13 protein-coding genes are annotated in these 13,352 nt (G+C 45.2%); 1 reads left to right on the plus strand and 12 read right to left on the minus strand.

Features of this window, described 5'->3' with window-relative positions; genetic code table 11:
• Window positions 1–293: 293 nt before the first annotated feature.
• The 4 genes from ACH0QE_RS11350 to ACH0QE_RS11365 all read right to left on the minus strand — a co-directional run bounded on the left by ACH0QE_RS11350 (window position 294) and on the right by ACH0QE_RS11365 (window position 4,508).
• Window positions 294–1,088 carry an ABC transporter ATP-binding protein gene (locus ACH0QE_RS11350; RefSeq protein ID WP_415800785.1) on the minus strand — a complete coding sequence of 265 codons (795 nt, stop codon included), beginning with the start codon at window positions 1,086–1,088 and terminating at the stop codon, window positions 294–296.
• Entirely contained in the window at window positions 1,063–2,094 is a 1,032-nt protein-coding gene (locus tag ACH0QE_RS11355; RefSeq protein WP_415800786.1) for an ABC transporter permease, read from the minus strand. Before ACH0QE_RS11355 ends, ACH0QE_RS11350 begins: the two co-directional genes overlap by 26 nt.
• Window positions 2,095–2,112: 18 nt before the next feature.
• Window positions 2,113–3,111: an ABC transporter substrate-binding protein gene (locus ACH0QE_RS11360; RefSeq protein WP_415800787.1), complete on the minus strand. Its 999-nt coding sequence runs from the start codon at window positions 3,109–3,111 to the stop codon at window positions 2,113–2,115.
• A 449-nt stretch (window positions 3,112–3,560) separates the two neighbouring features.
• Window positions 3,561–4,508 (minus strand): NAD(P)H-dependent flavin oxidoreductase, encoded by a 948-nt coding sequence (locus ACH0QE_RS11365; RefSeq protein WP_415800788.1) that lies wholly within the window; start codon window positions 4,506–4,508, stop codon window positions 3,561–3,563.
• 73 nt (window positions 4,509–4,581) lie between these two features.
• Between ACH0QE_RS11365 and ACH0QE_RS11370 the strand changes: the two genes are divergently transcribed.
• Entirely contained in the window at window positions 4,582–5,103 is a 522-nt protein-coding gene (locus ACH0QE_RS11370) for a gamma carbonic anhydrase family protein (RefSeq protein WP_415800789.1), read from the plus strand.
• A 54-nt stretch (window positions 5,104–5,157) separates the two neighbouring features.
• Here ACH0QE_RS11370 and ACH0QE_RS11375 read toward each other — a convergent pair whose 3' ends face one another.
• From ACH0QE_RS11375 to ACH0QE_RS11410, 8 genes are all read right to left on the minus strand, one after another.
• Window positions 5,158–5,832, minus strand: coding sequence for an NAD(P)H-dependent oxidoreductase (locus tag ACH0QE_RS11375; protein WP_415800790.1), 675 nt, complete (start codon window positions 5,830–5,832; stop codon window positions 5,158–5,160).
• A gap of 59 nt (window positions 5,833–5,891) precedes the next feature.
• Window positions 5,892–6,929 carry a P1 family peptidase gene (locus ACH0QE_RS11380; RefSeq protein WP_415800791.1) on the minus strand — a complete coding sequence of 346 codons (1,038 nt, stop codon included), beginning with the start codon at window positions 6,927–6,929 and terminating at the stop codon, window positions 5,892–5,894.
• Between the two features lie 608 nt (window positions 6,930–7,537).
• Complete coding sequence (gene paaX, locus ACH0QE_RS11385; protein ID WP_415800792.1) at window positions 7,538–8,413, minus strand: phenylacetic acid degradation operon negative regulatory protein PaaX; 876 nt, start codon at window positions 8,411–8,413, stop codon at window positions 7,538–7,540.
• Window positions 8,414–8,545: 132 nt separating this feature from the next.
• Window positions 8,546–9,322 carry an enoyl-CoA hydratase-related protein gene (locus ACH0QE_RS11390; RefSeq protein ID WP_415800793.1) on the minus strand — a complete coding sequence of 259 codons (777 nt, stop codon included), beginning with the start codon at window positions 9,320–9,322 and terminating at the stop codon, window positions 8,546–8,548.
• Window positions 9,323–10,531, minus strand: a complete 1,209-nt coding sequence (pcaF, locus tag ACH0QE_RS11395; protein WP_415800794.1) for a 3-oxoadipyl-CoA thiolase — start codon at window positions 10,529–10,531, stop codon at window positions 9,323–9,325.
• Window positions 10,532–10,543: 12 nt separating this feature from the next.
• The gene (locus ACH0QE_RS11400) at window positions 10,544–11,407 is read right to left on the minus strand and encodes a 3-hydroxyacyl-CoA dehydrogenase (RefSeq protein ID WP_415800795.1); all 864 of its coding nucleotides are present in this window, start codon (window positions 11,405–11,407) and stop codon (window positions 10,544–10,546) included.
• 66 nt (window positions 11,408–11,473) lie between these two features.
• Window positions 11,474–12,991: an aldehyde dehydrogenase family protein gene (locus tag ACH0QE_RS11405; RefSeq protein WP_415800797.1), complete on the minus strand. Its 1,518-nt coding sequence runs from the start codon at window positions 12,989–12,991 to the stop codon at window positions 11,474–11,476.
• A 37-nt stretch (window positions 12,992–13,028) separates the two neighbouring features.
• A partial coding sequence (locus ACH0QE_RS11410; protein WP_415800799.1) for an enoyl-CoA hydratase-related protein occupies window positions 13,029–13,352 on the minus strand: 324 nt, incomplete at its 5' end.

The following is a 13,352-nucleotide window of genomic DNA, read 5'->3' on the forward strand; positions in this document are numbered from 1 at the left end:
ATATTTATCATCCACATATACTTTACCATCAAAAATACCTTCTAAAACAGAATAAGAAAATGTATGATCTAATGGATCTTTTTCTAACATGCGCATAGCTAAGTCATAGCTTTTATTACTTAATAAAATTATAAAACTCAGTCCTTTTTTGTTTATTAACTATATTGTCAATTGTAAAGAAAAGATTAAAAAAAGATGGCACAAAAGGAAAAATGGCGTGGACAATATCACGCCATTTGCTGTCTTATGCACCTTAATATGGAAGGGTTTATTTGGAGCTGGTTGTTTTTTGGTTAGCTTAGTAAAGCTCGGTCACTTGCCATTTTTGTGCCGCGGATTCGTTGGAATTCATTGAGCAAGTCTTCGATTGTCAGCTTTGCTTTTTGTTCTTCATTGACTTCGAGGATGACCTGGCCTTTGTCCATCATGATCAGCCTGTTGCCGAGGTCGAGTGCCTGCTGCATGTTGTGTGTGACCATCAGTGTAGTGAGATGGTATTTGTCAACGATTTCTTTTGTTAAATTGGTAATCAACTCGGCACGTGCAGGATCGAGTGCAGCGGTATGCTCATCCAATAATAGGATGGATGGTTCAGTGAATGTCGCCATCAGCAGGGATAGTGCCTGCCGTTCTCCTCCTGATAACAATCCAACCTTCGCATTCAGGCGATTTTCGAGTCCGAGGTGCAATGACTCAAGTACTTCCTGGAAAAGCTCACGACGTTTCTTCGTGACACCCAGGCGAAGCGAGCGGCGCTTGTTCCTTGAATAGGCAATCGCAAGGTTTTCTTCAATGGTCATACTAGGAGCGGTGCCAGCCATCGGATCCTGGAATACACGGCCGATCATTTTTGAACGGTTGTACTCGGTCATGTAGGTTACATCCTTACCGTCCAGTTCCACCTGTCCATGGTCTGGAATCATTACACCGGATATAATGTTCATTAAAGTTGACTTACCGGCACCGTTACTGCCTATGACTGTGACAAAGTCTCCCTTATCGAGTGTGAGATTAATATTATCCAGGGCAATTTTTTCATCTGGAGTACCCTCATTGAAGACTCTATGAATCTGATTTAAGTGCAGCACCAGCCTCACCCTTTCCTTCAGAAGGAACAGCTGCCATCTGCATGTTTTCAAGCTGTCTTTTCACCTTCCGTTTTTTCTCTTTGTAGCTATCTATCATTTTCGGCGCAGTCAGTGCCAATATTACGATAATCGCTGTGATCAGCTTCATGTCGCCTGGTTCGAGGAACTCTACCCTAAGTGCCAGTGTGACAACAATTCGATAGATGATCGAACCGCCAATTACAGCAAGTGTGGTTCTGGCAATTGACTTTGTACCAAACAGCGCTTCCCCGATAATAACGGAAGCAAGACCAATAATAATCATCCCGATTCCCATGCCGACATCAGCGAAACCACCTTGCTGGGCGATCAATGCACCAGAGAAAGCTACCATCGCATTCGATAGTCCCAAACCCAGGATAATCATCAGATTCGTGTTGGAAGAGAAACTGCGGATCATTCTTTTGTTATCACCGGTTGCCCGGATTGCAAGTCCGAGTTCGGTCTTAAGGAACGCATCAGTAAGGAATTTGATTGCCAGCGTCACGAAAATCATGAACAGGAGGATTCCCCAAGTTCGCGGAAGGCTATCCCCCAGTCCTACGGCTGTCAAAATGCCGTTTAGGAATGCGTCGATACCTGTTTTTTCGAAAAAGTCCCTTACAGCGGTCATTGCAGTATCGGTATTCAACAGCGGCACATTCGATTTGCCCATGATTCTTAAATTTATAGAATATAAGGCAATCATCATCAGGATACCCGATAAAAGAGCATTAACCTTGCCGACTGTGTGGATCACACCCGTCAGACAGCCAGCGATGAAGCCGGCAACGAGTGCCGTCATTGTCGCTGCGAATGGATTAGCGCCATTCACAATCATGATCGCGGCAACAGCAGCTCCGGTTACAAAGCTGCCGTCGACCGTTAAATCCGGAAAGTCGAGTACCCGAAAGGATAAGTATACGCCCAGAGCCATGATCGCATAAATAATGCCTGACTCAAATGCTCCAAATATTGAAGTAAACAAGTTGAATCATCCTTTCTCTTATTCTTCGTAAAACTCTGCGTCCTCTCCCCATTCTTCCTTGACCTCAACGCCCTGTTCCTCAGCAGCCTTTTTGTTGATTGTCAGTGTCAATGATTTAGGAAGTTCTACCGGGATTTCAGAAGCTTTCTTGTTGCCTGATAAAATTTCTGCAGCCATCAAGCCTGACTGGTAACCAATGTCGTAATAATTGAATCCGCTGGCTGCAACTGCCCCGCGCTTCATTGAATCAAGCTCACCTACAAACAATGGGATCTTTTTGCCATTGGCTACAGAAATCACAGATTCAAGTGCAGAAACGACCGTATTATCGGTAGGAACATAGATGGCATCAACGCGTCCCACGAGGGATTCGGCTGCCTGTTTTACTTCAGCTGAAGTGGAGATAGATGCTTCTACCACCTTAGCTCCATTCGCTTCCGCAAGCTTCTTCACTTCCTTCAGCTGGACCTCTGAGTTCTGTTCACCAGCGTTGTAAATTACCCCAATCTTTTTTGCACCAACTTCATTCGTCATAAAGTCAATTGTCTTTTTAGTAGCATCCGGATGGTTATCAGTAGTACCTGTGATATTGTCGCCAGGCTTATCGAATGCTTCAACAAGTCCTGCTCCGACAGGGTCTGTCACCGAAGTGAAGATGATTGGAATGTCCTTTGTTGCATTAAGTGCTGCAACAGCGCTCGGTGTAGCGTTAGCGAAAATAAGGTCGACCTTGTCACCTACAAAATTGTTCGCGATACTTGCCGTGTTATTCATGTCAGCCTGTGCGTTCTGGAAGTCATATTTTACATTGTCTCCCTCTTTGAACCCTTTGTCCTCAAGAGCTTTCTTGAAGCCTTCAGTTGCGGCATCAAGGGATGGATGCTCCGCGAATTGGGTCAAGCCAATCTTATATTGCTTTTTGTCAGATGAACCGTTTGATGCTTCATTTCCTCCGCATCCTGCCAATAGCAATGCACTGGCCAGAACAAGAGAAATAGCTTTTACTGATTTTTTCATAAAAATCCCCCTTGATTATTTATAAACCGGCAGTAAAACTATGTAGATTTAACTAGCAAGCAGCCGGAACGCAACAATTTCAACTGTATTCTCTCTTGTTGTGTAAAAAGTTCCAGAACTTTTGAAACCGATTCCAAAAAGTATGATATTCACTATAGACACCGTAAATATAACGTTATATTAACACCAGCCTTAATTTAATGTCAATAAAATTCCGAAAATTTAGTATGTTATGATTTCTATTTATTAAACCATCACTTTAGAAAACTATCAAGATGTTTTTTAAAAATAATAAAACTTTTTCGCTTTTATGCACGAAAGCGACTGTAAAACTCAGTATTTATAAGCTCCTACTGTTTTTTTCGTTTAAAAAATCCTGGAATTTAAACAAAACAAAAAAACAATAATATAAAAAAGCATGCTCCTTTTTGAAGCATGCTTCGAAAAATTTATAATAAAAGTGTTGCTATTCTCAGGCGTTCTTTCGCTTCTTTTACCATGCGATCCAGTAATTCCTGGACGGTTGGGATATCAGAAACCAGTCCGGACACCTGGCCTCCATTCATAAATCCGTTTTCTTCGCTTCCTTCGAGCGCACCTTTTTTATGTATTTCCTCAGTCGTCAGTTCTGTGAACTCTTCTACGGTAATTCCCTGCTTCTCAGCCTCCAGCAGTTTAGCAGCATATGATGTATTCAGCAGCCTGCGGATTCTTCCGACAGACCTGCCGACTATGACTGTCTCATGGTCGCTTGCCCGCAAAAGCTTTTGCTTATAGTTTTCATGGAACGGTGCTTCCTTTGTGGCGATGAACCTCGTTCCCATCTGTACACCGCTTGCTCCTAGTGCAAGCATGGCTGCAAGGCCCTTACCGTCCCCAATTCCTCCTGCCGCAACAACCGGAATGTTTACCTGAGCGACAATCTGAGGAATCAGCGCCAATGTCGTCGTTTCCAGGCTCGAGTTAATCCCCGCAGCTTCATATCCCTCAGCCACTAAGATATCAGCCCCAGCTGCTTCCGCTTTTTTTGCTTGCTTTACTGAGGCGACAACAGTAATAACCTTAATACCCGCTTCTTTTAGCTTTGGAATAAAAGGTGCAGGATTCCCCGCTGATAGTGTTACTACTTGAACCTTATGTTTGACTGCCAGGCGCAGGATTTCCACGACATTTGGCGACACACTTAAGGCCACATTCACAGAAAAAGGCTTTGATGTCCTCGATTTTGTTTCAAGAATAATTTGCTCTACTTCTTCAGCATGCATCGTTCCGGCACCGATTGTGCCCAGTCCGCCTGCTCCTGAAACAGCCGCTGTTAAAATCGCATTGCTGATGTTACCCATTCCACCCTGGATGATTGGATATTTTATGCCCAGAACAGAAGTAATTCCATTCACAAAAATTCCCCCTTCGTTAAATTAATGTTATACTAGTTCTAAAATTATGACAATTGAAAAGGGGGATTTTTCATTGATTCTAAGTTATTCAGATAAAAAACCGGTAGTTGATGAAACAGTTTTCCAGGCACCGGGGAGCTACATCATTGGTGACGTCAAAATCGGCAAAAATTCCAGCGTGTGGTTCAATGCAGTTTTACGTGGGGATGAAGATACGATAACCATAGGAGAAAGCTGCAGCATACAGGATAACGTCACATGCCATCTGTATGAGGGCTCGCCGCTTGTCATTGAAGATGAAGTCACTGTCGGCCACAATGCGATCCTCCATGGATGCACTATTAAGAAAAGATGCATTATCGGTATGGGCTCAACAATCCTTGATGGAGCCGAAATCGGTGAAGAATGCATCATTGGGGCCAATACATTGATTCCTGCGGGTAAAAAAATACCACCGCGCTCGCTTGTAGTCGGAGCACCGGGTAAAGTCGTAAGGGAAATCGGCGAAAAGGATCTGGAGTTGATCCAATTATCGATCGATACATATGTTCAAAAGGGAAAGGAATACCGGGAAACTTTGAAAGACATTAAATAATTGGTAAGAGCCTGGCAGATGCCAGGCTCTTTGTTATTTTTAGAGGCTAGACTGTTATACCCATTTGACTATGTCATCCAATGGTCTTCTTGTCTTTGGATTCGGTTCTTTTACACGATAGCCGAACGCGCACATGACTGAAATTCCGAAATGGCCATCGTCCAGCAATCCTTCATCTGCGAGGAGTTTATTCATTTTTTCAAAATTGAAGCCTTCAATCGGACATGAATCAATTCCGATTTGTGCTGCCGCCGTCATCATATTCGCCAAAACGATATACGTCTGCTTGCATGCCCAATCAAATAGCGGGCGATCACCGTCAAGCAAATTAAAATCAGACTTTTGGAATTCCTCGATTCGCTTGAGGTAATTCGCCATGAATTCCTCAGGCATTTTCTTCTTATTTCTAAAATGGTCCTGCAGATATTCAGAGTCGTATTTTGTATCAACTTTTGTTCTCGCAAGCAGAATCACAAAATGGCTTGCTTCTGGAAGCTTGCCAAACGCTCCCCAGGCGGTATTCTTAACTTTCTCGCGAAGCTCTTCACTCTGAACAACAAGAAAGCGCCAAGGTTCAAAGCCAAAAGAACTTGGTGATAACTGGCCGGTTTCCAGGATAAAACGGAAGTCTTCCTCTGGAATCTTTTTGTTCGGGTCAAATTCCTTTGTGGCATGCCTAAAATGGAAAGCGTCAAGAATCTCCTGCTTCAAAGTCTCTTTGTCACGCATATGTATCTCTCCTTCCAAGTTTTGTTTTTTTAAACTTATCATATTTCTTTTAAAATTGCCTACAAAAAAGGATAAGCCTCAACCACTCTGCCTTTTCTCCCTTTAGTCGTTTCAGCCTGTGATAGTGAATTCAGGATTGCTTCCTCGGTTGCTTCTGCTGCTGCAGTAAAAAGCTCGTTCATCAACGGATGGTCATCCCTGACCCGGCTGCTAGATTGAATGATTTCGTCTGAAAAATGCCTTGTTTGATTGGCAGATGAAAAAGCAATCACAATATCTCCGCTTCCATGGCTGAAATGACTGCCAGTTCGGCCCAGGCCAATTCCACACCTCTTTGCCAGGCGCAAAAGCTGGCGGTCACTTAACGGGGCATTTGTTGCAAGGACAATGATGATGGAACCATCTGCCGTCTCAGATAATCCTGACTTTATTGTTTCAATTCCATATTTCCCTGCCATGAACTCTTCTTTTTTACCGAAATTACTGAGCACCAGACAGCCAATTGTATAAGGAACATCAGCTTTTATCATTCTTGATGCTGTTCCAATGCCGCCTTTATGACCAAAGCAAACCATTCCTTTGCCCGCTCCAACTGCGCCTTCTTCTGCTTGCATGGTGGAAGCTTTTTTAATCGCTTGTATTGCATGTTCAGGTTTGACTGGGAAATGGCGAATTGAGTTTAAATAGCTGTCATTGCATTCACCGACGACTATATTAATAGTACCCGTCATCTCACCAATCTCTTCATTTTCAGCAAGCATATACTCCAGCGTCCCCTGAGTGACAGCGGGTACAGCAAATGTATTTGTCAACATAATGGGAGCCTCGATCGTTCCAAGTTCATTCACCTGGACGAGGCCAGTCGTTTTTCCAAAACCGTTAAAGACGTAGCTAGCACCAGTAACTTTCTCCTTGAACAAGTTTCCGTCATGTGGCAGGATGGCCGTAACACCAGTACATGCATACTCTTCACCTTTGTCATCCAGTGGCAAATCCACTGTTACATGGCCAACCTTTACACCAGGCACATCGGTTATACAGTTATTTGTTCCCGGGGACATCCTGCCAACCACGATCCCTCTATCTCGTATCTTCATGTTAATCCTCCTTGGAAACTTTATTTTGATGAAAGCAATCTTACCCTGCCTAACCAATGGTGGCTGGCTTTTGACAGCTTTTCCCCTTCTGCCTCTAAACCTGTCCGAACACCGGGCTACTTCTGACAGCTTTTCCTCTTTTGACTGCAAACCTGTCCGAACATCGAGCTACTTCTGACAGCTTTTCCTCTTTTTCCTTCAAACCTGTCCGAACATGGCGCTACTTCTGACAGCTTTTCCTCTTTTTCCTTCAAACCTGTCCGAACATGGCGCTACTTCTGACAGCTTTTCCTCTCTTTCCTTCAAACCTGTCCGAACATCGAGCTACTTCTGACAGCTTTTCCTCTTTTGACTGCAAACCTGTCCGAACATGGCGCTACTTCTGACAGCTTTTCCTCTCTTTCCTTCAAACCTGTCCGAACATCGAGCTACTTCGGACAGCTTTTCCTCTTCCCGCTACAAACCTGTCCAAACTTTGACCTGCTTCAGACAGCTTTTCCTCTTCCCGCTGCAAACCTGTCCGAACCTGAAATGCGACTTTGGATAGCTTAACCATTTTGACAATGATTGAAGAAAGCCACCCAAGGCTATGCAAGGATGGCTTGATACTATTCTAAAATGTACGGGTGGTCCATTACGTTATAGTCCACGTCTTTATGCTTGATTTCATTGCCTTCTTTGAAGACGGACTCAAAGAATCGGGATGCTGGTTCTGCTAGTTCTTTGTAGTACTCGCTGAATAATGCGGCGGCGTGGCTTCCCAGCCATTTTTCAGGCAAAAGTTCTTCAGGCAGGCCTGGGTCAAAGAAGAGGAACTTCCTGTATTCATGCACCAGCTTCGTGCGCTCAACGAAGCATTCGGCGTCAGACATGCTGCCCTTCTGGATTTTGTTTTTATCGATGATATATTTCTGGCTGTACTCACTGATGAATTCCTGATACTTCGCGTTGATTTCCTGCAGGTCCCAGCTTTTTTCAACGAGGCGCTGATTTTCATGCGGACCTTTGTATTCGGCAACAAAGAAATCGACATATTCTTCGATTTCATATTTCTCGATCAGATCCCTTACCTGTCTCTCGAGATTATTGGCTGAAATCCAGAAGCTGTTCGACATTGAACCAAAGCCGCTCCAGATCAGTTCCTTTCGCAGCTCATCACGGACATTGCGGATTTCTTCGGGAATCGTATACATCAAGATTCTCCACTTGCCGTCCCAGTCTTCGGGCTTCAATTTAAAAATACGCTTTCCCGCCTCGTCAATCCTTTTCTGACCGCGTGGCGTGAGAGAATAGTAGCTCTTGTTGCCGATCTTCTCAGCCTGGACCCAGCCCTGCTTGTTCATGCGTGAAATCGCCGCTCTCACTGACTGGTCATTGTGGCCAAATTCATTCAGCAGCCGGATCAGGCTGCCAATCCAAATCTTGCTCCCATAATGGGAGATATAGTCACCGTATAAGGTAAAAATCATTGATCTTGTATTCAAGCTTATGTCATCCTCATCCGTTTTTGTTGTACGAAATAAAACCGTTATAGAATATTTTACAGTATTATCATTATTTTGCAAAAATAATTTGCTTAAAAGGCAAAAAACCATAGGGATTTCTCCCTATGGATACTATTGGGCTGTAAATACAGGCTTGCGTTTTTCACTGAAGGCATTCAGCGCTTCCACACGATCCTTTGTTGGAATCGTTACTTCATAAGCTTTGGACTCTATTGCCAGACCAGTCTGCAAGTCAGTGCTGCTGCCATGCTGGATGGCATACTTCGCCTGTCTTACGGCAATCGGCGCATTCTGGAGGATTTCCTCGGCAAGCTCCTTGCAGGCATTCATGACTTCTTCTTTTGACTTAACGGCTGTAAGGATCCCAAGCTCAAAAGCATTCTCAGCGGTGATTTTTCTTGCTGTAAAAATCAATTCCTTCGCCTTCATTTCACCAACCAGCCTTGATAGACGCTGTGTTCCTCCTGCACCTGGAATGATGCCCCAGCTCACCTCTGTCATTCCCATTAATGCGGTGTCGGCTGCAATCTTAAAGTCACAGGCAAGCATCAATTCAAACCCGCCGCCAAAGGCAAAACCGTTTACAGCGGCAATCGTTGGCTGCGGCAGTTCGGCAATCCCACTGAAAACATCGCGAATCTTTTTCACATTGCGGCGCACTTCTTCCTCAGTAAGATGCTTCCTTTCTTTCAAGTCCGCACCTGCACTGAAGGATTTCTCCCCTGCTCCGGTAAAAATGACGGCTCTCACGTCTGAATCTGTATGCAACTTGTCAACAAGCTCCCCAAGCTCCTGAAGTGTTTCATAATTGAAGCAGTTCAATGACTCCGGACGGTCAATCGTCACATATGCGATATGCTGCTCTTTCTGAAATTTGATATTGTTCATTTATCTCTCTCCTATATTCTCGATAATCGTGGCGATTCCCTGGCCGACACCTACACACATAGTCGCAAGTCCATACTTGGAATCCCGCTTTTTCATTTCATATAAAAGGGTTGTTAAAATCCTCGCGCCGCTAGCCCCTAGCGGGTGTCCAAATGCGATAGCTCCGCCATTGACATTCACCTTTGCCTGATCCAGCCCGAGCTCTTGGATGCAACCTAGTGATTGGGCTGCGAAAGCCTCGTTCAATTCAATCAAGTCCATGTCATCAACAGAGAGGTTAGAACGCTTCAGAGCTTTTTGAACTGCATATACAGGCCCCATACCCATGATGGACGGTTCCAGTCCCGCTGTTGCCGACACAATATATTTCGCCAGCGGCTTCAAGCCAAGCTCCTCGGCTTTTTCACGACTCATCAATAACAATGCCGATGCACCATCATTCACACCTGATGCATTACCCGCAGTAACGGTGCCATCCTTAAATAAGGGCTTGAGTTTTGCCAGCTTTTCGACTGTAGTACCTGGCCGAGGATGTTCGTCACGGTCAATTACAGACTTGTTTCCCTTTTTATCTTCATAAACAACTGGAACGATTTCATTTTCAAAGCGCCCTGCCTCGACCGCTTTTTGAGCGCGAAGCTGGCTTTCCGCAGCGAATTCGTCCTGAGCTTCCCGGGAGATGCCATACTTTTTCGCCACGTTCTCTGCCGTCTCTGGCATACTGTCCGTTCCGTACATTTCCTTCAGTTTGCTGTTCACAAAACGCCAGCCAATGGTTGTATCGAACATTTCCATATTGCCTCGCGGAAATTCAGCGTTAGGCTTTGCCATCACGAATGGCGCCCTTGTCATACTCTCAGTTCCGCCAGCAATGAAAATGTCGCCTTCCCCTGCTAAAATTGCCCTCGCTGCATAATTGACAGCATCGAGCCCGGATCCGCACAAACGGTTGATTGTTGTTCCGGAAACCTCGACAGGCAGTCCAGCCAGCAGTCCTGACATCCTTGCGACGTTTCGGTTATCTTCGCCTGCCTGGTTGGCATTGCCCAAAACTACTTCTTCAATTTCAGCCGCAGGTACGTCTGGATTGCGCTCAACCAATGCCTTGATGACAACAGCACCTAAATCATCCGGGCGGATGTGGCGAAGGCTGCCATTGTATCTACCAATCGGTGTCCTTACTGCATCGACAATTACAACTTCTTTCATTGCCATCCCCCTTTATTTAGTGGTAACTGACTCTCTATAATCGTACACACCTCGTCCGGTCTTCCTGCCGAGGCGGCCTGCTTTTACATATTGTTCAAGTAATGGAGCAGGACGGTATTTTTCACCAAGCTTCTCATGCAGGTACTTCAAGTTATTCAAACGAGTATCCAGACCAACAAGGTCACCCAGCTCGAATGGGCCCATCGGATAATTCAGACCCAGCTTGATCGCTTTATCGATTTCTTCCGCTGTCCCTACGCCTTCCTGCAGCATATAAAATGCCTCATTCCCGACAAGGGCGCTGATCCGGCTGGTGACAAAACCGGGGAATTCGTTGACGATGACGGTTTCCTTGCCCATCTGGACCGCCGCCTTCTGGGTCGCTTCAGCTGTTTCATCGCTTGTTTCCAGGCCGCGGATGATCTCAACGAGCGGCATTTTGTGGACAGGATTGAAGAAGTGCATGGCGATGACCTTCTCAGGACGTTTTGTAAAAGAGGCGATTTCAGTAGGGCTCATTGTTGAAGTATTGGACGCAAACAGGCAATGTTCAGGTGCATGCTGGTCAATTACTTCAAAAATCGTTTTCTTGATATCTATTTTTTCCGGAACCGCTTCGATAACAAGATCAGCATCCTTCACATTATCAGCGAGGAAATTTGAGTAATTGAGTCTTGATTTCGCCGATTCTGCGTCCTCTAGCATGATTTTTCCCCTGGCGATTCCTTTTTCAAAAATATTGTTGATTTCTTGTTCGGCATTGCGGAGTTGTTTTTCTTCAACATCAATCAGTACAGTATCAAAACCGCCCAGGCAGCTGACGTAGGCAATCCCTCTGCCCATGACGCCTGAACCGATTACGACGAGTTTCTTCATTATATATTCCTCCTTTTAAAAAAACTGAAAGGCGAGCACCCGAATCGAGGAGTGCTCGCCTCTTTTTTATACGTTAAACGGGTTTAGCGGGCGGCTGCCGTAGTAAGAGACGATACTCTTAGTTTCAGTATATAAGTCTAGTGTTTCGATACAGAGTTCGCGTCCGAAACCGGATTGCTTGTAGCCGCCGAATGGCGTACCTGGGAATGCGGAGAATGGGCAGTTGACCATGACGATTCCTGCCTGGATCTGCTTAGAAACCCTGGTCGCGCGGCCGTAATCCTTTGTCCAGATGGCAGATCCTAATCCATATTCACTGTCATTCGCGAGTTTGACCGCTTCTTTTTCATCCTTGAACTTCATGACCACGACAACTGGTCCGAAGATTTCTTCTTTTACAGCTTTCATGCTGTGGTCTGTTTCAGCAATGATTGTCGGCTCATACCAGTAGCCATTTTCATAGCCTTCCAGGTTAGCAGCCTTTCCGCCTGTTAAAACTCGTGCTCCGTCCTCAACAGCGGACTTTACATAACCGTCGATTACGTTCATTTGGTCCTGGCTGATGACAGCACCGACATGTGTTTCTTTATCAAATGGGTTACCAAGCTTAAGCTGTTTTGTTTTCGCAACGAATTTCTCCATGAACTCATCATATACATCCTCATGGACATACAAACGAGAACGCGCTTCGCATGATTGACCTGTATTGTAGAAGATCCCGAATAGAGAGCCCGCTACTGCAGCATCAACATCCGCATCTTCAAAAACGATACTAGGTGACTTTCCTCCAAGCTCAAGTGTCACACGCTTTAGAGTCTGCGAAGCTCTTGCCATGATATCCTTGCCAATCGGAGTTGAGCCTGTGAACGCAACTTTGTCTACTTTTTCATGTTCAACAAGGTAGTTTCCGACTACAGATCCTGACCCAGGAATGACGTTGACAACTCCTTCTGGAACGCCTGCTTCAATACAGATCTCACCAAGTACAATAGCAGTCAATGGTGTTAATGAAGCTGGTTTTACAATAACGGAGCACCCGACAGCGATAGCCGGAGCGATCTTCCATGCTGCCATCATCATCGGATAGTTCCAAGGAATGATTTGGGCACATACGCCAACAGGCTCTTTTTCAGTGATATTCTGGAATGCACCAGGCATGCTGTTCACGGCACCGCGGTGGCTGACAATCGCACCTGCATAAAACTCGAAATCCTCGATTGCCTGCATCACCTGTCCCTGGGCTGCAGCCAGTGATTTACCTGTATCAAGAATCTCCAACTCTACCAGTTCATTGAAACGGGAGCGCATGATCGAAGCGATTTTATTCAGTGTGCGTGAGCGCTTATTCACAGGGAAATGACGCCACTTCCCGAAATCGAACGCGTTTCTTGCCGCCTGTACCGCAAGTTCTGCGTCTTCTTTGGAAGCCTTCGCTACAGTTGCTACTTCCTCCCCTGTCGCTGGATTGTAGACTCTGTACGTTTCACCATTGACACTGTCCTGGCGAACTCCATTGATGATTAGCTGATATGTCTCGCGTTTTACTGCCATTGCTTCGAATTTTTGCTCTTTAACTGTTGTCACGCGTAACATCTCCTTTTATTAGATTGATTGTTCCGATTTATTCACCCTTGAAAACTGGCTTTCTTTTTTCCATGAACGCCTTGACGCCTTCCTTATGGTCAGCCGTCTGGCCGGCAATCCGCTGGCTCTGTGCATCTCTCTCCAAATAGTCTTCGAGATTTGAATCCGAGCTTGCTTTCAGGTTCCTTTTGATCAGCCCGATTGCCTTTGTTGGCATATTCGCAAGCCTTTCTGCAAAAGCTGCAACACTATCATTCCAGTTATCCAATGAGTACACTTCAGTAACAAGACCAAGATCCTTCGCTTTTTCTGCCGGTATTTTTTCTCCAAACACAGCAAGCTCCATCGCTTTCGCGTGTCC

Source organism: Mesobacillus sp. (assembly GCF_047739415.1).
Classification (GTDB): Bacteria; Bacillota; Bacilli; order Bacillales; family Cytobacillaceae; genus Mesobacillus.

Excerpts from the sequence above, each read along its gene's own strand:
- ACH0QE_RS11360 (WP_415800787.1), bottom strand. The coding sequence starts at position 3,111 with ATGAAAAAATCAGTAAAAGCTATTTCTCTTGTTCTGGCCAGTGCATTG.
- ACH0QE_RS11375 (WP_415800790.1), bottom strand. The coding sequence starts at position 5,832 with ATGCGTGACAAAGAGACTTTGAAGCAGGAGATTCTTGACGCTTTCCAT.
- ACH0QE_RS11380 (WP_415800791.1), bottom strand. The coding sequence starts at position 6,929 with ATGAAGATACGAGATAGAGGGATCGTGGTTGGCAGGATGTCCCCGGGA.
- ACH0QE_RS11390 (WP_415800793.1), bottom strand. The coding sequence starts at position 9,322 with ATGAACAATATCAAATTTCAGAAAGAGCAGCATATCGCATATGTGACG.
- pcaF (WP_415800794.1), bottom strand. The coding sequence starts at position 10,531 with ATGAAAGAAGTTGTAATTGTCGATGCAGTAAGGACACCGATTGGTAGA.
- ACH0QE_RS11400 (WP_415800795.1), bottom strand. The coding sequence starts at position 11,407 with ATGAAGAAACTCGTCGTAATCGGTTCAGGCGTCATGGGCAGAGGGATT.